Here is a 19,757-nt window from a genome sequence, read left to right as displayed (position 1 = left end):
TAATAGGGGGAGTAACATATGGGTTTTATGGCCAATTTTGAAAAGTTTGCTGAGAAGGCTTTGGTGCCTGTTGCGTCTAAATTGAACTCACAGCGGCATATTGTAGCAATTCGGGATGCATTTATTTTATCTTTTCCGATTACCCTTGCTGGTTCACTTATCGTTTTGCTCAATTTTGCTGTTTTGGCGCCAGACGGTTTTATCGCCAAGATATTATTTCTTCATAAGCTGTTTCCAGGCTTAGCTGACCTGCAATCCGTTTTTTCGCCTGTATTAAACGGATCAACGAACATTTTGTCCATGTTCATCGTCTTTCTCGTAGCAAGAAATATGGCCATCTCACTTAAATCAGATGAACTGCTGAGCGGTTTGACGGCTTTGTCCACCTTCTTTATTATTTATCCGCCATACACTGCGGTTGAAGGCACAAGCTTCCTTACAACGCAATGGGTTGGCGCACAAGGGCTTTTCGTAGCTATAATTGTAGGTTTGCTTGTTGGTGAATTTTTCAGTGTGCTTTCCAAGTCGAAGAAATTGCAGATAAATATGCCGGCATCGGTCCCGCCTGCTGTTGCACGGTCATTTAAGGTGCTGATTCCGATCATCATTATTACGGTGGCGTTCGCAATTGGAAACGCAATCATTAATGCTTTTTATCCAAAAGGCTTGCATGAATTTATTTATGCTGTCATTCAAACACCGTTAAAGCATTTGGGCACTAATATCTTTTCACTTGTCATCTTGGCAATCGTTTCTAACCTGTTATGGGTATTCGGTATTCATGGTCCTAATACAATTGCTGCCATTCGTGAGGCTATGTTTGCTGAAGCAGGTCTAGAGAACTTGAACTATGTGGCAGAGCATGGTTCTGCATGGGGAGCGCCATATCCTGTGACATGGGCAATCAATGATGCCTTTGCAAACTATGGTGGATCTGGCATGACCTTAGGTTTATTAATTGCGATATTTATTGTTGCTAAGCGAAAGGATTACCGAGATATAGGCAAGCTTTCCATAGCTCCAGGTCTATTCAATATCAATGAACCAGTTATTTTCGGTTTACCAGTCGTGCTTAATCCAATCTTAATTCTGCCGTTTATATTGGTTCCTGCTATCAACATTATTATCGGCTATGCTGCTATTGTTACAGGATTGATTCCGCCTATCGCCTATTCAGTGCCGTGGACAACACCTGGACCGCTGATTGCGTTCCTAGGAACTGGCGGAAACTGGCTCGCATTAGTTGTTGGCTTTGTCTGCTTAGCCGTTTCGACACTCATCTATATTCCGTTTGTAATGGCAGCAAACAAAGCTGCTGCTGAAAATAATTTTGGCTCTGGTGATTCGGAGAAATCAGCCTAATAGAATGAACGAATTTACTTTTGAGTTTTATTGTGGTCAAATCAGATTTGTAAGAGATTTTTTTACGGAATATGAAGACAATTATGTGTCAACAACTGTGGCGCAAACTAGCAGAATAAAAGCAATTGTCATTGTGAAAACATTGCTTTCTTCACATGAAGTGTTAAAACATCTTGAAAATGTTTTTAAACAATCAAAATATGGTTGTGCACTTCATTTTACGGCAAAGGCTGTTGGTGATCCCTTTTAATAAAAGCAAAGAGACCTCTGGAAAAAGGAGGTCTCTTTGCTTTGCTAAAAAACTAAAGGCTCATAGTGTACCAATTAAATTACTTGATAGGCAATACCGTTGAAGATTTGATTTCTCTAAGTGCGAGGCTAGTATTGATTTTTGAGATACCAAGCTTGTTCAGTTTTTTAATAAAGCTTTCTAATCCTCTTGTGTCTTTATTGGCAACCTTTAAAAGGTAATCGTATTCGCCTGTCAAACAGTGACATTCCAAAATTTCCTCCATCCTGCTTAAAACACCTTCAAGCTCTGCGATCGCCTCTTCCTGATGAATATTAGTCGAAATAGAAATATAGCACAGTAAATCAAAGCCTAGCTTGTTATGGTTAAGGATGGCAACCTGCTTGTCAATAAACCCCTCTTTTTCCAAGCGCTTAATGCGGGCATGTGTGGCAGGAGGAGACAGGTTAACGAGCTTAGCCAGTTCTGCATTAGAAAGCTGTGCGTTTTTTTGTAATAAGTCCAATAGATTTAAGTCAATTCCATCAAGTACCTTATTAACAATGGTTTCCATTGAGTTTACCCACCTTTCTTTTATTCCGTATACTCCCTCGGAAAGTAGCTGGAAATGAATATAATTACGATAATATTTATAATAATTAATAAAGTTTTGTATTTACTGTATTATACAAAATTTTATACCGTTAAGGAAGACGCGGTGATACGATATTAACAAGAATAACGCATGTTGCTTGTGCGAAGGAGCTGTTAGTATGCCGTATGTTTTTCTGCTGATTACGAGTTTTTTATTTGGGGGGAATTTTGTTTTAGGTAAATCACTTGTTGGTCATGCATCGCCAGGCACGCTGACAAGCTTGAGATGGGTGCTTGCTGTTATATGTTTAATGCCAATCATTTGGAGACAAGAGAAACGACTTATTCCTCCAAAGGAAGCATTACTGCCTTTAATCTTAATGGGAATAACAGGGGTAGCTGCTTTTAATCTGCTGCAATTTCATGCACTTGAGTACACATCAGCCAGCAATGTTGGCTTAATCTCCACATTAAATACCATTTCAATTGCTTTGTTTTCCTTTCTTTTTTTAAAGGAAAAAATTAATCGCTGGCAGGTCGGTTCCATGGTTCTGTCCCTTTTTGGAGTTGTGCTCGTATTAACAGAAGGAAGGCTTGGTTTGTTACTGGAACTGCATTTTAATAAAGGTGATTTATACATGATTGGCGCTGTTTGCATCTGGGGCATTTACTCTGTGTGCAGCAGATGGGCAATGAGAAAAACATCGCCGCTAATGGCAACATTTGCATCTGGGGCAATTGGTGTTATTCTGCTGTTACCGTTTAATGCTGTTGATTTCACGATTACGAACATAAATGCTTCCTTTATAATATCTATCATCTATACTGGTGTTGTTTCAACTGTCATTTGTATGGTGCTTTGGAATATTGGAGTTCAAAAACTCGGTGCTACCGAAGCAGGTTTATTCCTTAACTTCAACCCGATATTTACGGCGATTTTGGCATTTGTATTTCTTAATGAAAAAATGAGCTGGATGCAGGCTTTAGGCAGCATTGTTGTTATAGCCGGCTGTTACTTATTCACAAAGCTGAAAAAGTTTTCTGATCATCCATTAAAGGATAGTTCGATCCATTTAGAAGAGGGAAATTCGACAATATTCGTCCATGGAAAAAAGTAGTCCTTCCTATTTTAGTCGAAATTTACTATAATATATGTACACATAAGCAAGGGGGGATTTCATATATTGGAGTCTCCTTTTGTTTGTTTAAAATTTCTTATAGAATATAGCAAGTGAGCAATGAGTTTTTACTGTTTCCGCTTTTGTTGTATAGTTAAATATAAATGTAAAAAAATTTGATAGAACAGGATGTTGAAATAATGAGTGAAAAACCATATAGAGTACTTCTTTACTATAAATATGTAACTATTGAGAATCCAGAAGAATTCACTAGTGAACATTTAGCGTTTTGTAAGGAGCTAGGTTTGTTAGGGCGTATTCTTGTATCTTCTGAAGGAATTAATGGAACGGTTTCTGGAACAGTTGAACAGACAGATAAATATATAGAAGCATTTAGACAAGACCCACGTTTGGCAGATACTATTTTTAAAGTAGACGAAGAAGAAGAACATGCCTTCAAAAAAATGCATGTACGTCATAAAAAAGAGTTGGTTAACTTAAGTCTTGAAGATGATGTTAATCCGTTAGAATTGACTGGTAATCACTTGAAACCAACGGAGTGGTTTGAACAAATGCAAGACCCTAATGCAGTGATTATTGATGCTCGCAATGACTATGAATTTGATTTAGGTCATTTCAGAGGAGCAATCAAGCCTGACATTGAAACATTCCGTGAGTTGCCAAAATGGATTGAAGACAACCGTGAAATGCTTGAAGGAAAGAAAATTTTGACTTACTGTACAGGTGGAGTGCGTTGTGAAAAATTTTCAGGCTGGCTTAAGCGTGAAGGATTCGATGATGTATCACAGCTTGACGGTGGTATCGTAACATATGGTAAAGATCCAGAAGCACAAGGTAAGCTTTGGGATGGGCAATGCTATGTATTCGACCAACGAATTAGTGTCCCTGTTAACAGAGTGGAGCATGTAGTTGTTGGTAAAGATTACTTTACAGGAGAGCCATGTGAGCGCTACGTGAACTGTGCAAACCCAGAATGTAACCGTAAAATTCTTGCTTCACCAGAAAGTGAAGAGAAATTTATGAAGAGCTGCAGCCATGAGTGCCGTACACATCCAAGAAACCTATATGTGAAAGCAAATGAGCTGACACCAGAGCAAGTTGAAGCACGAGTGAAAGAAATTGCGGAGTGGGAAGCTAACCATTCAAGCAACTTAGCATAATAAAAAAAGCTGTTTTCCTATAAGGAAAGCAGCTTTTTTATGGGTTTTACAGTTCGATACTTTCGCCAAGCTGAAGAACCTTGCCTTTAATACCACGTTCTTCCAACGCTTTGACAAATGCGTCTCCATCCTGCTCGATAGCAGGGAAAGTATTGTAGTGGATAGGGATAATCAATTTTGCTTTGTACCATTCTGCAGCCTGAACAGCATCTTCTGGTCCCATTGTATAGTGGTCGCCAATTGGAAGGAATGCTACATCAATATCATGTCTATCTCCGATAATCTTCATATCACCAAAAAGGCCTGTATCACCTGCGTGAAGAATTGTTTTTCCTTCTGCCTCAATGACAAATCCAGCAGGCATTCCGCCATAAAGAATGTTTTTGTTCTCTTCGTCAATTATTCCTGAGCTGTGGAAGGCATGAGTCATTTTTGCTTTTGCAAATTGCAGATCCAATGTACCGCCAATATTCATTCCAATTGTCTCTGCACCTTTCCAGGACATGTATGCGGCCAATTCAGGAATTGCGACAATTGGTGCGTTATTTGCTTTAGAGATTGGTGCTGCGTCCAGAATATGATCTCCATGAGCATGTGTTAAAAGCACAGCATCCACACTAATATCCTCGACACTAACAGTAGCTGCCGGATTGCCGCTAATGAACGGGTCGATAATAAGTGACTTGCCGTTTGCTTCTATTACAATTGTTGACTGTCCGTGATATGTAATTTTCATCATACCATCTCCTCTTTTTAGCTTTCTAATAATGACGCTAATTTCACTATTTAGATTAGAATAGTTTAGCCGCTTTTGCCAAGCAATATGCTTGAACTTCGTTTTGAAGTCAGCTCTTAATTCTTTGAGAGGAATGTATTATAGGAAGATTTCAATTTAACTTTTTCATCTGCAGACAGAGTAGAAATAGGCTCACGGCAGTAACCTGCATGAATACCTTGCTCGTTAAGCAAGAATTTAATGGATCTTAATATACCTAGCTCGAGCATTGATATCAATAGCGGTTTAACTTTTTCAAAAATAGCTTTAGCAGTATCTGACTCGCCACTATTAATCGCTTGTGAAATGGCCAGCATCTCATTAGGAATAATATTTCCGACAATGCTTGTGACGCCATCATAGCCATATTCCTTGTTTTCAAAAATAGTAAGGTCAGAACCTGATAGAACAGGAAATTTATTGCCCAATTGCTGCTTAACATAGAGGATATCTGCCGGATCACCAGCTTCCTTCAACGCGACAATTTGCGGAAATTGAGTTGTTAAAGAAATCAGTGTTTCAGTTTCGAGGTTGAATCCCGTTCTTGGAGGGTTGTTATAGAGCATGATTGGCAGAGAAGTGTGCGAGCAAATTCTTTCTACATAATGAAACGCTTCTTGTTGACTGATTCTTAAATAGGGAGGAAAACCAAGCATGATACCATTAAGTCCAGCACCTTCTGCAGCAACTGCAAGTTCAATTGTATCCTTTGTTAGAACGGAAGCAACACCCCCATATAATAGAAAATCATCGGCAGCTGCTTTTTTTACCTCATGAAACAAAGATATTCGCTCATGTATCGTCATGGAGTGCTGTTCACCTGTAGAGCCACTTATTAAAAGGGCGGGAACCTTGTTTTTTCGGTAATGCTCCACTAAAGAGGGAATGCCTTCTAAGTTGAGATTGCCATCCGCCATGAAAGGGGTAATCATTGCAATGCTAAATGGGATAAATGGATTAGTCATTATCATTTCCACTCCTTTTAAAATATTTTATAATTATTGTAGCCGGGGGAATTCAGAAAATCACTATTTTTCTGAAAAAAGAGGGGGATTAAATGATGACAGAAAAGGTGGCATTAAATTATGCTCTGATGATTGAACAAGTAAAAAGCAATAGTGTTAGCGAAGAGGAAATTCTGACGGCGTTGGCGAAAGGAAATGTTGGTTTTTTCAGAGAGTTCGGCAGGGGATTGCCTGATTGGGAAACGCTGTGCTCATTATATCAAAGCAATCCCAATATGATAGGGCTGCTGTTAAAAGGAGAATATGAAATCAGCTTCTTAACGAAGGGTACATTAAAGAGATTTCTATTATTCAAGTTTGGTTTAAAGGAAGGAAAAGATTATAAAGACAGTGGAGAAGCACTAATGGGCATGGTATTATCCCATTCTGACCATGAGAAATTAACGAAAAATATCGCGCGAAACTGGGTCATAAATAAGTTGGAACTGGAAAAGGAAAAGATGCGGTTTAATATTGAGCTGAGGAATAAGCCAGTGATTTAATAAATTTATTTAAGAACAGGTTGTTATTTTTCATGAAAATCTTTCTTTATTAAATAGAGGGAGGAAAGTAAGATTGATTGAATACGAACCTGGATGGATATGCTATAATGAGACTGGCTAATGAAAGTTAGCCCCTTTTTTTACACTAAAAACAGAACACACGTTCCTTTGTTAGGAGGTGCTTAATTAATGTATGAAGAATCTGTTGATGAAGTAGCAAGGTTTAGGGAAGAGAATAAAGACTTTATGGAAAATGTGATTGTACAAGGTTTTTTACGAGAACAAAGGAACTTTAAGCTGTTTACAGATGCAGTTTACCATCCTTCAAAGGAAAACAAGGACAAAGTCGATGAAGCGTTTAAGAAGTATTATTTCACGATCCGCTTCACATCCTATATTTCCTCCTCTATCCATTTCAGTGCATTGAATTTTTATAAGAAATTAAACCTCCGTGAGAAAAGATTTCCTTTGCTGCTTGATGCAGATGCCGAGGATGGAGGCAAGTCATATCAGGATTATATGGAAGACCCAACATCTAATTTCGAAACATATGCAGAAAGTGAGGGTATAAGAGAGAGCATAACAGAATATATCGCTGATCCACTTTTGTATGCTGCTATACAATCACTCTCAAATGCTCAAAAAACCGTTCTGTATTATGCATACATTAAAAAGCTTAATGATACGGAAATTGGAGCAGTCATCAAGAAAACACAGCAAAATGTATCGAAGTCTCATCAGAATGCCTTAAAAAAGATCTATAGCTATATGGCGAGAAAAAAAGGAGGAATGTAGCCGATGAGTATCGGAGATTTGACACAATGGATGTCGATTATCAGTAATTATGCATTTCCTGTCAGTGTTTCGTTATACCTTTTGTTAAGAATAGATAAAAAGCTCGACATGCTGAAAAAAGAATTGGCAGAAAGAACAAAAGATGAAAGAAAGGAAAATGCATAATGGCTACCCTGTATTCATTAGTTAAAGAGTCAAAACATAACCCTGAAGCTTTAGAGGAAGTAATTGAACTGTTTGGTCCTAAAGTCAGCAAAGCTGTCGCACAAACTTCAGCAAATGAAAAGGATGATTTATCACAGGAGCTGAAGATTTTATTAATGAAGTGTATTCAGCTTTATGACTTAGATAATGTCCCAGGCTTCTGGGAATTCAAAGACAAGCTTAGCAAGAGAAACTCATCATAAATAATAGCTTCTCCGTCAATTGGTGATGGAGAAGCTATTATTTTCCAAAATAAAGAAAAATAAATTTAGTACCTTGCAATGAATAATAGCTGGTGTTATATTATTAATTAAAGAGTAGTACTGTTTATTGAATAGTACCGAAAGAAAGGTGATTTGTGTTTGAACGTCCAATTTAAAAAAGGAGTCCTTGAGCTTTGTGTTCTTGTCCTGCTTGATAAAAAAGACAGATACGGATATGAGCTTGTTCAAAAAATTTCCGATCAGATAGAGATATCGGAAGGCTCTGTTTATCCACTGTTAAGAAGGCTAACAAAAGAAGAGTACTTTACAACCTATTTACAGGAATCCACAGAAGGTCCTCCAAGAAAATATTACACACTAACAGAAAAAGGGAGAGAATACCTCCAAGCATTGCTGCTGGAATGGCAGCAATTTAGAGACGGTGTTGATACTTTAATTAAAGAAGGTGCTAGTGATGAGTAAATACCAATTTATAAAAGAACTGTCTGTATTATTGAAGGATTTGAATACACAAGAACGACAAGAGGTACTGAATGATTATGAGGAGCATTTTCAATTTGGTTTGGACGAAGGGAAAACGGAGAACGAAATAGCAGCATCATTAGGGTCACCTAAAATTCTTGCGAAAGAAATACTTGCTAATTATCATATTGAAAATGCGAAAGGAGCTCAAACAGCTGGAAATGTCGTGCGGGCAGTATGGGCAGTGATCGGGTTAAGCTTCTTTAATCTTGTTTTCGTTTTAGGCCCGTTCATTGGGCTGGTTGGGATTATATTTGCAGGATGGATTATTAGTTTCGCTGGAATTGCTTCCCCAGTTTTTGTTCTTTTAAATAATCTTTTTGGCAGTTATTTTGACCTGTTTGAATGGTTTCTAGCAATAGGATATTGCGGAGTTGGTCTGCTTCTTATTATTGCAATGCAATGGATCACAAAATGGTTCACACGCGGGTTTATCCGCTATATTTCATACAATGCAGCATTAGTTAAAGGAGGCGTTAAGCGATGAACAAACGAAAGCTACTTTGGGCTGGCGCGATTTTGCTTGTTATCGGACTTCTTGGCAGTGTTGCTACCTATAAGCAAAGCACAGCAAAATATGCAATAAATGAAAATAAGAAAATTGAAAATGAAAATTTTGAAAATGTGGAAGTTTCGGCCGATAATGCTACGATAGAAATTTACCCATCTGCCAACGCTGACTCATATGCTGAGTTAACAGGAATGAAACGAGGGAATAGGGAGCTGGACTTTACTGCTGATGTTAATGGAACTACCTTAAAGGTGACAGCTAAAGAAAAAGGAAGTCAGCTATTTTCCGTGAATTTCTTTGAAAGCATTGAGTTTAACTTGAAGCTTTACTTGCCAGATAAACAATATAATAAATTGATGGCAAAAATCAGCAACGGCAAAATTTCCATACAGGAGCTGTCTGCTAAACAGGTTGATGTTCATACTTCGAATGGCCGATTGGACCTCGCTAATCTTACTGCTGACAAAGTTAAAGCAAGATCTGCAAATGGACGAATCCAGTTGGACAATGTTTCAGGCCAGATTGAAGGGACAACAATGAACGGAAGAATAGAACTGAACACAAAGACGTTGGATGAGGATATTCGCTTAGAAACAAGTAATGGTGAAATTTCAATAACAACTGAAAAGGAGCCTGAAAATACGAGCATAACGGCAGATACGGATAACGGTGATATTGAAATGTTCAACAATTCCAACTCATATCTTATCTTTGGAAAAGGTGAAAATAAAGTAAGCTTAAAAACAAACAACGGTGATATTGAGATAAATTAATAAAAAGGCTCCTTTTTTCAAACGATAAAGGAGCCTTTTTATTTAGGAAAGATTTATAAAATAAAGCTGTTGACAAGTAAACGTTTACACAATTACCTTTATATAGACCAATCGTTATAATTTTTTTGGGGAGGATGTAAACTTGGGTGAAAAGGGAAACACTCGTGAGCTGATTCTGGAGACGGCCTCTCGATTATTCCAGACACAAGGCTATTATGGTACTGGCTTGAATCAAATAATTGCAGAGAGCAAAACGCCGAAAGGATCACTTTATTACTATTTCCCTAACGGTAAAGAGGAATTAGCAATAGAGGCAATAAAATATACAGAAAATCTACTGCTTCAGAAGACAAAGGATATGCTGTTTTCTACAAGTGATCCAATAACAGCCTTTCAGCTACATATTAATGAAATTGCCGCTGATTTTGATAAAAAGGAAAATGTTCAGGGCATGCCGATCGGACTTATCGCATCGGAAACAGCATCAACTTGTGAGCCGATAAGAAAGGCGTGTGTAGTGTCATTTGAAAAATGGCAAGCTGTCTACACGGAGAAGCTTAAGGAAAGCGGATTTCCTGCGGAAGAAGCTGCAGATTTAAGCATTGTTATTAATTCTATGATAGAGGGAGCAATTGTGTTGTGTTTGACAAAACAGTCAGGCATGCCATTGAGAATTGTTTCCGAAAAGCTTTCAAAGCTACTGTCTCAAGAAAAGTAAGAAAGAAGGGGATTAATTAATGGAAATGAATATGGACGCGGTAAAGGGGAAGTCAATGGAGGGCAAGCAGTTTAAAACAGTGCCTATCGTAGCTTCTTTCTTGATTGCCGGTTTTATAGGTATGTTCAGTGAAACAGCCCTGAATATGGCATTAAATGATTTGATTACAATTTTTAATATTGCGCCGACAACGGTTCAATGGCTTACAACTGGATTTTTGCTGACATTAGGAATTCTTGTTCCGATTTCAGGATTATTATTACAATGGTTTGAAACAAGACAGCTATTCTTTGCTTCTTTGGGTTTCTCTATTCTCGGAACGTTGATTGCTGCTCTTGCACCGACGTTTGAATTTTTGTTAGTGGCTAGAATTGTGCAGGCTGTTGGTACTGCATTGCTGCTGCCTTTAATGTTTAATACGATCCTGCTTATCTTCCCTCCAGAAAAAAGAGGAGGAGCTATGGGAATGATCGGGCTTGTTATCATGTTCGCTCCTGCTACTGGACCGACGATTTCAGGTTTGATTATTGAAAATCTGACATGGCATTGGATTTTCTGGATTTCCTTACCGTTCTTAGTATTTGCTTTATTATTCGGAATTCGTTATATGGAAAATGTCTCAACTGTAACAAAACCGAAAATTGATATATTATCAATCCTGCTTTCTACATTAGGGTTCGGTGGAATTGTGTTTGGCTTCAGCAGTGCTGGAGAAGGCGGAGATCACTCAGGCGGTTGGGAAAGCCCAGTTGTCATTGTCTCCTTAATTGTAGGTGTGCTTTCACTGCTATTATTCTCTATTCGACAGCTTAAAATGGAACAGCCAATGATTAATCTGCGCACATTTAAATACCCAATGTTTGTATTAGGACTTCTATTAGTATTTATGTCAATGATGATTATTCTTTCTACTATGCTGCTACTTCCTATGTACCTGCAGGGTGGTTTAGGCTTAACTAGCTTTACAGCAGGTCTATTATTACTACCAGGTGGCTTAATTAATGGATTCTTATCACCTGTTATGGGAAGACTGTTTGACAAATATGGACCGAAGTGGCTTGTCCTTCCAGGGCTTGCACTGTGTACAGTAGTGCTTTGGTTCTTCACTGGTGTTACAACAACATCAACAGTTGCCTTAATTATCGTGCTGCACAGCTGTTTAATGATTGGGGTATCTATGATTATGATGCCAGCACAAACAAATGGTTTGAATCAGCTTCCACCACAGCTATATCCTGATGGAACTGCAATCATGAATACATTACAACAGGTTGCTGGTGCAATTGGTACTGCAATTGGTGTTTCTATCTTAGCATCTGGTCAGAAAACCTTCTTGTCAGGTGTAAGTAATCCAGCCGATCCAGCTAATATCCCAGCAGCTTTGACTTCTGGTGTGCAAAGTGCCTTTGTATTTGCGTTGATAGTTGCAGCAATTGGATTTGCTTGTAGTTTCTTTATTAAAAGGGTTAAACCAAAGCATTAATAATAGAAAAAAAGCAGTCTACTTCATGTAGACTGCTTTTTTTGTTTTAAAAAATTGTAGAAATACCACGAATTTCCCCCGGTTACAGTCGACAAATCTTCTGGATATGCTTTTTAATGAAGGGATTTCTAAAACCAAAGCACTATATTTCTTCATTATTAAAATTATCTTTACAAACATTTACCAATAATTAATTTTCGCTAAACGATTACCATACAATCTAATTCTATACTTGACACAAAGGTTCAAAATACACATAAACAGTCTACGAGGTGACAATAAATGCGTGAAAAGAGCTTGAATATCTACCACGATTATTCCATTGTCGAAGGGGAAAACTTTTCCGTACCAAAGGAAGCAGCATACTACCTTTATACGAAGAGGTGTTTAGATTTGCTGCTTGCAAGCATTGGGATAATTTTGGCGATACCAATCATAGCTGTCTTCGCTATCCTAGTTGTATTAGAGAGCCCTGGCTCACCATTTTATATCCAGCAACGAGTTGGAAAAAACGGAAATTACTTTAATTTAATAAAGCTTCGTTCCATGCATAATGACGCGGAAAAGGAAGGCGCTAAATGGGCTGAAGCAAATGATCCACGTGTAACAAAAATCGGGAATTTTATGAGAAAAACAAGAATAGACGAGCTTCCACAGCTTTTATCTGTTTTGAAGGGTGACATGTCCATGATCGGTCCACGTCCGGAAAGACCGATATTTACAGCTCAGTTTGACAGTGAAATACCCGGCTTTGCAAAAAGGCTTGCAGTAAGGCCTGGTTTAACAGGGCTCGCACAGGTAAGTGGAGGGTATGAAATCACCCCAGGTGAAAAGCTTAAGTATGACCTTGAGTACATATCTAACCTGACATTTAAGCTTGAGTTAAAAATCATGCTGAAGACAGTAAAAGTATTGGTTACTGGAGAAGGTGCCCGTTAATTGTACTTCCTTACAGTAAAGTTTACATTCGCACAGGAGAAATCGGCATTCTGATAATATAGCAGTTATTAGTTAGTGCTGCTTTTTTAGACAAGCTGATTTCTCTTTGTGTGGTCAGAGGACGTGTTTTATTCTCAAAAAAGCACCTCCTATGTTTATATTTGACAGTGAATATTTAGATGGAGTCTACCCACAATTCTCCTGAGCTTTTTAATGGCTGCCTGTTATATTCATCGTGGCTTTTGTTTCAAGTACAACGGTCAATACAATTTTGCATGCTCAGCTTATTATGCTGTTATCCGAAAGTTAACAGTTGGTTTAAATAAAACGAAAAAGGAAGAGAAGCATGAAGATTCTTTGGATTACGAGCGTTTATCCAAGTAAAGAACAGCCTGGCAATGGCGTATTCCATGAGACACAGGTTCAAGCTTTAAAAAAACTCGGGCTAAATATAACAGTGATCTGCCCAACACCGCAAAATCATGCCATTTTAAGGACTTTGAAGAAAACATACAAGCGTAAGAGTTTGCCGTTCCTTGAAGTGCGAAACGGAGTTGAGGTTTATCGGCCAATCTACACAGCACTTCCAGGGCAACTCAGATGGGCACAGCCTGATAAAAGAATTGCTAAGGCCGTTTTGGAGACAATCCAAGATAAGCAAATTCAATTTGATATGATACACGCTCATTTTGCGATGCCATCAGGAGGTGCAGCCCATATCGTGTCACGAGAGCTGCAAAAACCATGGCTGCTTACACTGCACGGGAGCGATGTACATGTTTATCCCTCCTTCAGCAGGAGTGCGAACCGTGCATTTAAGCGCTCTGTTCATGCTGCTGATGAAGTAGTAGCTATTGGAAGAAATCTCGCTGAAGCAGCCCAGAAAAAGACGGGAAGAAAAAGCGTTGTTCTGCCGATTGGTATAAATCTGTCTGAATTTAAATATGAGGAAATCTCGAGGGAAAAGGTCAGAAAGGAGCTTCAGCTTCCTTTAGACAAAAAGCTGATTACCTTTATTGGCAGGCTTGTGAAGGAAAAAGGAGTTTACGAGCTTGTGGATAGTCTCAACCATTTGCCAGACGATATGGCTGTTGTGTTGGTCGGAGATGGTCCAGCGAGGGATGATTTGAAAGCACATGAACAATATGGAAAACGGTTGTTTCTGCCAGGGCAAATTAGTAATGATAAGGTGAAAGATTTCTTACAGGCAAGTGATATATTCGCATTACCTTCCTATTCTGAAGGAATGCCAACTGTTGTTATTGAGGCAATTTCTATGAAAGTACCAGTTGTCTGCACAGCAGTTGGAGGTGTCCCTGACCTTTTCGGTGAGTACAATCATTTGCTAATCCAGCCAAAATCAGTCGACAGCATTGTTGAAAGAGTAACGGACTATACATCAGGTAAATATGATCTTTCAGTTATTAAAGGAAACTTGTTTAAGTCAGTACAAGAAAACTTTCATGTAGGCAGGAATGCCGTAATCTTAGAAGAACGCTATCGAAATCTGGCATTTGGTCAAAGTCATTTAACAAAGCATTAAGGGGGAGTAAGGATGAGCAGAGTAGTTATAACAGGAGGAGCAGGATTTATTGGTTCCCATATTGCAGAAGAGTTGTTAGCAAATAATTATGAAGTGATTGTGATAGATAACTTAACTACAGGTAATTATCGAAATATTAGCCATCTTCCAATTAGATTGTACGAATATGATATTACCGATTCCTCCAGCATAGATTTCATTGCTTCTCTAGAACCAGAGTACATTATCCATCAAGCAGCTCAAGTGAGTGTTGCCGAATCAGTCCATGACATTCTGCATGATGAAAATGTTAATGTGAAGGGGTCATTGCATGTTATTAAAGCAGCTATAAAAGCGTCTGTTAAAAAGCTCGTGTTTGCATCATCTGCAGCCGTCTATGGAAATCCGGTTTTCTTGCCTGTTACAACAGATCATCCGACAATGCCAGAATCTCCGTATGGGTTAACTAAGCTTACGGTGGAGAGGTATTTGCAAATGGCTTATAAGTTTTACCAGTTGCCATACAGCATTCTTCGTTACAGTAATGTTTACGGTCCAAGACAGGATGCAAAGGGCGAAGGTGGTGTCGTCTCTATTTTTGCTGACAAGATAGCTGAAGGAAAAGCACCAGTTATATTTGGAGATGGAGAGCAGACAAGGGACTTCATTTATGTAAAGGATGTCGCAAAAGCAAATGTTAAAGCCTTAAATGCTCAAGGCAATATATGTGTAAATATTTCAACTCAGACGCAAATCACAGTCAATGCGTTATGGGAGACAATGGTAAGAGCAGGTGATATGCAATTAAAGGCAGAGCACAAGGATGCGAGACCTGGGGATATTTTGCATAGTACCTTATGTAATGAAAAAACGTTAGAACTATTAGATTGGGCCCCGCAAACAAGCCTGGAGGATGGTTTGAAGGATACGTTAGCTTTTACGAGAAGTCTGCTCCAAGGCACAAATTGACTAACGGAAAGAAAGGGTCTGAACAGTAAATGGAAAGCAAGCAACTAGTCCGCCAGACAATTGGAGCGCTAATCGTTGTCATGGTGTTACTCCCCCTTCTTTATGCGATGAGGGAAGCCGATATGAGGCTTGCGCTTCTTCTGCTTGTGAGCTTAGGGGGGCTGCTCCTTTTTTTATATTTAAAATCGACGTTTGGCTTGGAGGATATGGCGAGGGGGGCAGTATATGCAACCCTCGTTACTACCTTTTTGAATCAGTCTATTTTAAGCGTCAACATTGGTTTTTTTAGTTTATTTCTGTACAGAATTTTACTCATTGCCGCAGTAGCCACTTATTTCCTGTATACACTCTCAGAGAAAGGTCTTAAAGCAGATTTTAATAGAATTTCTGTTAAAGGTATTTGGCTGTTTTTAGCTATTTGGCTTGCGTATGGCACTGTATCAATGCTTTGGTCGAAATCAATTATTGATAACTTCAAGTATATGTCTCTCATGTGGATGGGGGTGTTATTCGTATACTTGGCTAATGTTATATTTACACGAATATCCCGTCTATTAATCTTTTACGGAATTTGGATGGGAATGACCATCTTTTTGTTGGTGCTTGGTTTAATGAACCATTTCCTTCGTATTCAACTGCCGAGCTCGAGTCTTTATGGTGCTGGTGAATATAGAAATGGCTTTCCAACCGCTGTGTTTACGAACCAGAATGATTTTGCCACGTTTTTAAGCATTACCTTCTTTTTCTATGTGGCAGCAGCCAAAAACAGCAGTAGTTTAAAGGTACGGATACCTGCGCTTTTTTTGAGTATTTTAACCCTTTATGTCATCTACTTGACGGAGTCACGCGCAGGCATACTTGCAGTCATTATTGGGCTGTGCTTATATGTCTTCCTGCTGGTAAGTGACAAAGTGAAAAAGCTGCTTTTAATAGGTTCTGTCTCTGTAGCAGGGATTGCTATTGTTTTACTCTCTGGAAGAATATTAGACAAACTCCAGCTGGCTTTCACACAAGCAAGCTATTATGGTGCAACTGAAACAATGCCCTCCAACTTAGCGAGAATAAATTTGCTGCGAAACACCCTTCAGTATATCGTTGATACTTTTGGATTGGGCGTGGGAGCAGGAAATATTTCTTATTATTTAAAGCATCATTCAGCCTTTTCAACAGGCGGTGTATTGCAAGTGCATAACTGGCTGGCCGAAATAGCTGGCAACTTTGGGATCTTTATTCTTCTCGGTTATATCGGGTTAATCCTTTCGTTATTTATCCAATTGTACAGGATCTACAGAAAGGCTAACGGACGTGCTTATAAAATGCTTTTAGAGGCAAGCATGGTCGGACTGGCAGCATTTTTGGCATCTAGTATCAGCCCGAGTACAATCAGTAATTTGTATTTTCATTGGGTATTGATGGGCTTTATCATTTCCGTTTTGTCAGTATTTAAAAACAGACTTAACACCGTGGATAAGGGGATTGGAATTCATGAAAGATAGTTTGAAACGAATTGTTGGCAGATTGAAAAAATTTGGATGGGCAATTTTAATTATATGCCTAGCAATGCCAATTATCGGCTGGTTTATGCCTATAGGTAACAACAACGGGCAGTCGGAATATAGTTCAGAAGCGATAATTAAACTAGGAAACTATGAAAACAGCTATTTAACTAATGCCGATCAGCTTGTTTCCTTGTTATCAAATGAAACATCATTTAAAAACATTCTGCCAGATGTGTGGGAGGAAGGCATCACGGAAGAGCTGACTGTCTCTGTTACCCCAAGTAAATTGGTTGTGTTGAACATAACGGGGAATGATGAACAATCGGTAGATAAACTTTCTGAAATTGAGAATGCAATTATGAAGCTAGATAAGTCCGCCTATGAGGAAAAAAGCGAAATAATTGAATCAAGTATACAGGCATTAGAGGCAGCAAATGCGAGCAGTGATGCGATTGTTGACCAAGAGCGGTTTCTGTATGAATTGAAAACAGAAAAGCTTGGCTTAGAACCAGCTATGTTAATAAAGGAAGCTTATTTAAAGGGGCAGATCAAAGAGGCTTCTGTAAAGGATAGAGTTGTTTTAGGTGCGTTATTAGGAATTCTTGCTAGTGTCCTAATCCTAATTACCCCAGAATTCATCCGAGCACATTCTAAATAATGAGGTGTCATTGTGAAAGAATTGGTTTCAATAATTATGCCGTCTTACAATAGCAAGGGTTTTATTTCTGATAGTATTCAGTCTGTGATGAGTCAGACTTACTCCAATTGGGAGCTGATTATTGTTGATGATTGCTCAACAGATGGAACTCAAGCGCTTTTGGCTGAGTGGGAACAAGCAGATAAACGGATACAAGTGAAGCACAGAAAAGAAAATGGCGGGGCAGCCATGGCACGAAATATGGCGATAGATAATGCTTCTGGAAGATATATTGCCTTTTTAGACAGTGATGACAGGTGGAAGCCAAATAAGCTTGAGTTGCAGCTTGGTTTTATGCAGGAGAACAGCTATGCTTTTACATTCTCTTCCTATGAATATATATCAAGAGATGGAGAATCACTTAAGAAGTGGGTCCATGCTCCAAAGGTCATCTCCTATCAAGATATGCTGAAAAATACAATCGTAGGCTGTCTAACAGTTATAGTTGATCGAAGCATTGTTGGACCATTCCAAATGCCGAATATACGGACCCGGCAGGACTTGGCAACATGGCTTAGCATCTTAAAAAAAGGGCATAACGCTTATGGAATGACTGAGATACTTGCAGAATACCGAGTTGGCAATGACTCTATCTCAAATAATAAGTGGAAGTCAGCTCAAAAGACATGGTTTGTCTATCGGGAAATTGAGAGACTTAATCTTGCTAAAGCAGCATGGTGTTTTTCGCATTATGCCTACCATGCGATAAGAAAAAGAATGTAAGGTGGTCAGGATGAAATCAATTCATGTACTAGTAGCAACTGGAGAATGGGAAAATGACCAATTGCGCTATAGAAGACATCGTTTGGCAGAATATTTACAAAAACAAGAGGATACACATGAAGTAATTTGGTTATGTCCTGGGAAATCACTGGACAGTAATGCTGAGAAGTTGTTGGAAAATGGTATTAGACAATGGAAAATTGCTGACCTAGGAGAAAGTAAACTATTACGTTTCAGTCGGTTTATTTCGATCTTCTATAAAAATAAACTAGCTTCACTTATTGCGTATTTAAAGGATAAAGAGGATATGTATGAGATTAAGCTATGGTACACATACCCCGCATTTCCAAACTTGGCAAACATGTTTCCTTGGAACAAGATTATATATGACTGCAGTGATTTATGGGCTGAGTCCATTAATGGCAGTAAATCAGCAGTATCGATGCTCAAGCATAAGATCATTCATAGTGGCGAGAGCACAATTATCAATAAGGCCAATATTATCACATGTACCTCTGTGTTTTTAGAGGAGCAAGTGAAAGAAAGGCTGCAAGGCTCAAGCAGAGAAAAGGTATACACATATGAAAATGGTGTGGATTTTTCCCTTTTTCAACATAAGGAAAAGGCTGATCAAGTTATAAAGGGTAATGGACCTGTGTTAGGCTATATTGGCGGCATAAAGCCAAAGCTGGATTTCGCCCTCATTCAGGCAACAGCAGAGCGCAAGCCGGATTGGCAGTTCCTGTTTGTCGGGCCTGACGGAACAAATGGAAATGAAGAGTTTCAAAGACTGTTGAAGCTTCCAAATGTGACCTGGACAGGTAGTGTACCACCGCCACTAGTTTCCCATTATATGAATTTAATTGATATTGGCATTATGCCATACAAACCGTCCATTTATAATAAAGCGATATTTCCTCTTAAACTTTTTGAATTCCTTGCTGCTGGAAAAGCCGCGATTGGAACAAATCTTCCATCCACACAGGGATATGCAGAAAAGGGCGTATATATTTGCCTTGAAGGCAGTGATACAGACAGCTTTATATTAGCCTGTGAGGAAATGAGGATAAATAAAGCGGTAAAGAATATAGAAGAAAGACGGATATCGCTAGCGAAAACTAAAGATTGGAACAGTATCTTTGCACAAATGACAAAGCTATGAAAGTAAAAACTCATCTATTATAAGCCCAAACTATTATGTCCTTCGCGTAATAGTTTGGGTTATTTATTTTATTCAGTCTCTTCCTTTTACTTATATAAGCTAGTTAAAAGCGATTCTCGGTAAACAATGCTAAAATAATGAATAGTTCTAAGTGGCTATCCTTAATTGTTAACAAAAAAGTCATGATATATATTCTCTTTTTTAATGGGAATAATGGCATAATATATACAGGAAAGATTTGCGAGGCGGT

Annotated in this window: 23 protein-coding genes; 20 read left to right on the top strand and 3 right to left on the bottom strand. The window is 38.6% G+C overall.

Annotated elements, in window-relative coordinates:
- Positions 1-18 precede the first annotated feature (18 nt).
- Both CEQ21_RS12010 and CEQ21_RS12005 read left to right on the top strand, forming a co-directional pair.
- Positions 19-1,362, top strand: a complete 1,344-nt coding sequence (locus tag CEQ21_RS12010) for a PTS sugar transporter subunit IIC (RefSeq protein WP_185764789.1) — start codon at positions 19-21, stop codon at positions 1,360-1,362.
- Positions 1,363-1,366: 4 nt separating this feature from the next.
- A complete protein-coding gene (locus tag CEQ21_RS12005) occupies positions 1,367-1,612 on the top strand; it encodes a hypothetical protein (protein WP_185764788.1) in 246 nt (81 codons plus the stop codon).
- Between the two features lie 79 nt (positions 1,613-1,691).
- Here CEQ21_RS12005 and CEQ21_RS12000 read toward each other — a convergent pair whose 3' ends face one another.
- Positions 1,692-2,165, bottom strand: a complete 474-nt coding sequence (locus CEQ21_RS12000) for an Lrp/AsnC family transcriptional regulator (RefSeq protein WP_185764787.1) — start codon at positions 2,163-2,165, stop codon at positions 1,692-1,694.
- A 199-nt stretch (positions 2,166-2,364) separates the two neighbouring features.
- Between CEQ21_RS12000 and CEQ21_RS11995 the strand changes: the two genes are divergently transcribed.
- Entirely contained in the window at positions 2,365-3,303 is a 939-nt protein-coding gene (locus CEQ21_RS11995) for a DMT family transporter (protein ID WP_185764786.1), read from the top strand.
- A 200-nt stretch (positions 3,304-3,503) separates the two neighbouring features.
- Positions 3,504-4,484 (top strand): oxygen-dependent tRNA uridine(34) hydroxylase TrhO, encoded by a 981-nt coding sequence (locus CEQ21_RS11990; RefSeq protein ID WP_185764785.1) that lies wholly within the window; start codon positions 3,504-3,506, stop codon positions 4,482-4,484.
- A gap of 46 nt (positions 4,485-4,530) precedes the next feature.
- Here CEQ21_RS11990 and CEQ21_RS11985 read toward each other — a convergent pair whose 3' ends face one another.
- Positions 4,531-5,223: a metal-dependent hydrolase gene (locus tag CEQ21_RS11985; protein ID WP_185764784.1), complete on the bottom strand. Its 693-nt coding sequence runs from the start codon at positions 5,221-5,223 to the stop codon at positions 4,531-4,533.
- A gap of 113 nt (positions 5,224-5,336) precedes the next feature.
- Positions 5,337-6,224 (bottom strand): dihydrodipicolinate synthase family protein, encoded by an 888-nt coding sequence (locus tag CEQ21_RS11980; protein WP_185764783.1) that lies wholly within the window; start codon positions 6,222-6,224, stop codon positions 5,337-5,339.
- 92 nt (positions 6,225-6,316) lie between these two features.
- Here CEQ21_RS11980 and CEQ21_RS11975 point away from each other — a divergent pair, with 92 nt between their 5' ends.
- From CEQ21_RS11975 to tuaH, 16 genes are all read left to right on the top strand, one after another.
- Entirely contained in the window at positions 6,317-6,766 is a 450-nt protein-coding gene (locus CEQ21_RS11975) for a hypothetical protein (protein WP_185764782.1), read from the top strand.
- Positions 6,767-6,955: 189 nt separating this feature from the next.
- Positions 6,956-7,561 carry a sigma factor-like helix-turn-helix DNA-binding protein gene (locus tag CEQ21_RS11970; RefSeq protein WP_185764781.1) on the top strand — a complete coding sequence of 202 codons (606 nt, stop codon included), beginning with the start codon at positions 6,956-6,958 and terminating at the stop codon, positions 7,559-7,561.
- 3 nt (positions 7,562-7,564) lie between these two features.
- Positions 7,565-7,726, top strand: coding sequence for a YvrJ family protein (locus tag CEQ21_RS11965; protein ID WP_185764780.1), 162 nt, complete (start codon positions 7,565-7,567; stop codon positions 7,724-7,726).
- The gene (locus CEQ21_RS11960) at positions 7,726-7,968 is read left to right on the top strand and encodes a helix-turn-helix domain-containing protein (RefSeq protein WP_185764779.1); all 243 of its coding nucleotides are present in this window, start codon (positions 7,726-7,728) and stop codon (positions 7,966-7,968) included. The genes CEQ21_RS11965 and CEQ21_RS11960 overlap by 1 nt, the downstream gene beginning before the upstream one ends.
- Positions 7,969-8,127: 159 nt before the next feature.
- A complete protein-coding gene (locus tag CEQ21_RS11955; RefSeq protein ID WP_185764778.1) occupies positions 8,128-8,451 on the top strand; it encodes a PadR family transcriptional regulator in 324 nt (107 codons plus the stop codon).
- Positions 8,444-8,998 carry an HAAS signaling domain-containing protein gene (locus CEQ21_RS11950; RefSeq protein ID WP_185764777.1) on the top strand — a complete coding sequence of 185 codons (555 nt, stop codon included), beginning with the start codon at positions 8,444-8,446 and terminating at the stop codon, positions 8,996-8,998. The genes CEQ21_RS11955 and CEQ21_RS11950 overlap by 8 nt, the downstream gene beginning before the upstream one ends.
- Positions 8,995-9,795: a DUF4097 family beta strand repeat-containing protein gene (locus CEQ21_RS11945; RefSeq protein WP_185764776.1), complete on the top strand. Its 801-nt coding sequence runs from the start codon at positions 8,995-8,997 to the stop codon at positions 9,793-9,795. Before CEQ21_RS11950 ends, CEQ21_RS11945 begins: the two co-directional genes overlap by 4 nt.
- A gap of 142 nt (positions 9,796-9,937) precedes the next feature.
- The gene (locus CEQ21_RS11940; protein ID WP_185764775.1) at positions 9,938-10,513 is read left to right on the top strand and encodes a TetR/AcrR family transcriptional regulator; all 576 of its coding nucleotides are present in this window, start codon (positions 9,938-9,940) and stop codon (positions 10,511-10,513) included.
- Positions 10,514-10,568: 55 nt separating this feature from the next.
- Entirely contained in the window at positions 10,569-11,996 is a 1,428-nt protein-coding gene (gene lmr(B) / locus CEQ21_RS11935) for a lincomycin efflux MFS transporter Lmr(B) (RefSeq protein ID WP_235907370.1), read from the top strand.
- A 282-nt stretch (positions 11,997-12,278) separates the two neighbouring features.
- A complete protein-coding gene (locus CEQ21_RS11930) occupies positions 12,279-12,935 on the top strand; it encodes a sugar transferase (protein WP_185764774.1) in 657 nt (218 codons plus the stop codon).
- Between the two features lie 346 nt (positions 12,936-13,281).
- Entirely contained in the window at positions 13,282-14,478 is a 1,197-nt protein-coding gene (gene tuaC / locus CEQ21_RS11925; protein ID WP_185764773.1) for a teichuronic acid biosynthesis protein TuaC, read from the top strand.
- Between the two features lie 12 nt (positions 14,479-14,490).
- Positions 14,491-15,426: an NAD-dependent epimerase/dehydratase family protein gene (locus CEQ21_RS11920; protein ID WP_185764772.1), complete on the top strand. Its 936-nt coding sequence runs from the start codon at positions 14,491-14,493 to the stop codon at positions 15,424-15,426.
- Between the two features lie 29 nt (positions 15,427-15,455).
- Positions 15,456-16,922 carry a teichuronic acid biosynthesis protein TuaE gene (tuaE, locus tag CEQ21_RS11915; RefSeq protein WP_185764771.1) on the top strand — a complete coding sequence of 489 codons (1,467 nt, stop codon included), beginning with the start codon at positions 15,456-15,458 and terminating at the stop codon, positions 16,920-16,922.
- Positions 16,912-17,583, top strand: coding sequence for a hypothetical protein (locus CEQ21_RS11910; protein ID WP_185764770.1), 672 nt, complete (start codon positions 16,912-16,914; stop codon positions 17,581-17,583). The genes tuaE and CEQ21_RS11910 overlap by 11 nt, the downstream gene beginning before the upstream one ends.
- 36 nt (positions 17,584-17,619) lie before the next feature.
- Positions 17,620-18,345, top strand: a complete 726-nt coding sequence (tuaG, locus tag CEQ21_RS11905; protein ID WP_185767248.1) for a teichuronic acid biosynthesis protein TuaG — start codon at positions 17,620-17,622, stop codon at positions 18,343-18,345.
- Positions 18,346-18,355: 10 nt separating this feature from the next.
- The gene (gene tuaH / locus CEQ21_RS11900) at positions 18,356-19,507 is read left to right on the top strand and encodes a teichuronic acid biosynthesis protein TuaH (protein ID WP_185764769.1); all 1,152 of its coding nucleotides are present in this window, start codon (positions 18,356-18,358) and stop codon (positions 19,505-19,507) included.
- Positions 19,508-19,757: the final 250 nt, after the last annotated feature.

The organism is Niallia circulans (assembly GCF_007273535.1).
GTDB lineage: Bacteria > Bacillota > Bacilli > Bacillales > Cytobacillaceae > Niallia > Niallia circulans_B.
This window is presented reverse-complemented; position numbering and strand designations above follow the sequence as displayed.

Bases quoted from the DNA above. Each gene is read 5' to 3' on its own strand.
- CEQ21_RS12010 (WP_185764789.1), top strand. From the start codon at position 19: ATGGGTTTTATGGCCAATTTTGAAAAGTTTGCTGAGAAGGCTTTGGTG.
- CEQ21_RS12005 (WP_185764788.1), top strand. From the start codon at position 1,367: ATGAACGAATTTACTTTTGAGTTTTATTGTGGTCAAATCAGATTTGTA.
- CEQ21_RS12000 (WP_185764787.1), bottom strand. From the start codon at position 2,165: ATGGAAACCATTGTTAATAAGGTACTTGATGGAATTGACTTAAATCTA.
- CEQ21_RS11995 (WP_185764786.1), top strand. From the start codon at position 2,365: ATGCCGTATGTTTTTCTGCTGATTACGAGTTTTTTATTTGGGGGGAAT.
- CEQ21_RS11990 (WP_185764785.1), top strand. From the start codon at position 3,504: ATGAGTGAAAAACCATATAGAGTACTTCTTTACTATAAATATGTAACT.
- CEQ21_RS11985 (WP_185764784.1), bottom strand. From the start codon at position 5,223: ATGATGAAAATTACATATCACGGACAGTCAACAATTGTAATAGAAGCA.
- CEQ21_RS11980 (WP_185764783.1), bottom strand. From the start codon at position 6,224: ATGACTAATCCATTTATCCCATTTAGCATTGCAATGATTACCCCTTTC.
- CEQ21_RS11975 (WP_185764782.1), top strand. From the start codon at position 6,317: ATGATGACAGAAAAGGTGGCATTAAATTATGCTCTGATGATTGAACAA.
- CEQ21_RS11970 (WP_185764781.1), top strand. From the start codon at position 6,956: ATGTATGAAGAATCTGTTGATGAAGTAGCAAGGTTTAGGGAAGAGAAT.
- CEQ21_RS11965 (WP_185764780.1), top strand. From the start codon at position 7,565: ATGAGTATCGGAGATTTGACACAATGGATGTCGATTATCAGTAATTAT.
- CEQ21_RS11960 (WP_185764779.1), top strand. From the start codon at position 7,726: ATGGCTACCCTGTATTCATTAGTTAAAGAGTCAAAACATAACCCTGAA.
- CEQ21_RS11950 (WP_185764777.1), top strand. From the start codon at position 8,444: ATGAGTAAATACCAATTTATAAAAGAACTGTCTGTATTATTGAAGGAT.
- CEQ21_RS11945 (WP_185764776.1), top strand. From the start codon at position 8,995: ATGAACAAACGAAAGCTACTTTGGGCTGGCGCGATTTTGCTTGTTATC.
- CEQ21_RS11930 (WP_185764774.1), top strand. From the start codon at position 12,279: ATGCGTGAAAAGAGCTTGAATATCTACCACGATTATTCCATTGTCGAA.
- tuaC (WP_185764773.1), top strand. From the start codon at position 13,282: ATGAAGATTCTTTGGATTACGAGCGTTTATCCAAGTAAAGAACAGCCT.
- CEQ21_RS11920 (WP_185764772.1), top strand. From the start codon at position 14,491: ATGAGCAGAGTAGTTATAACAGGAGGAGCAGGATTTATTGGTTCCCAT.
- tuaE (WP_185764771.1), top strand. From the start codon at position 15,456: ATGGAAAGCAAGCAACTAGTCCGCCAGACAATTGGAGCGCTAATCGTT.
- CEQ21_RS11910 (WP_185764770.1), top strand. From the start codon at position 16,912: ATGAAAGATAGTTTGAAACGAATTGTTGGCAGATTGAAAAAATTTGGA.
- tuaG (WP_185767248.1), top strand. From the start codon at position 17,620: ATGCCGTCTTACAATAGCAAGGGTTTTATTTCTGATAGTATTCAGTCT.
- tuaH (WP_185764769.1), top strand. From the start codon at position 18,356: ATGAAATCAATTCATGTACTAGTAGCAACTGGAGAATGGGAAAATGAC.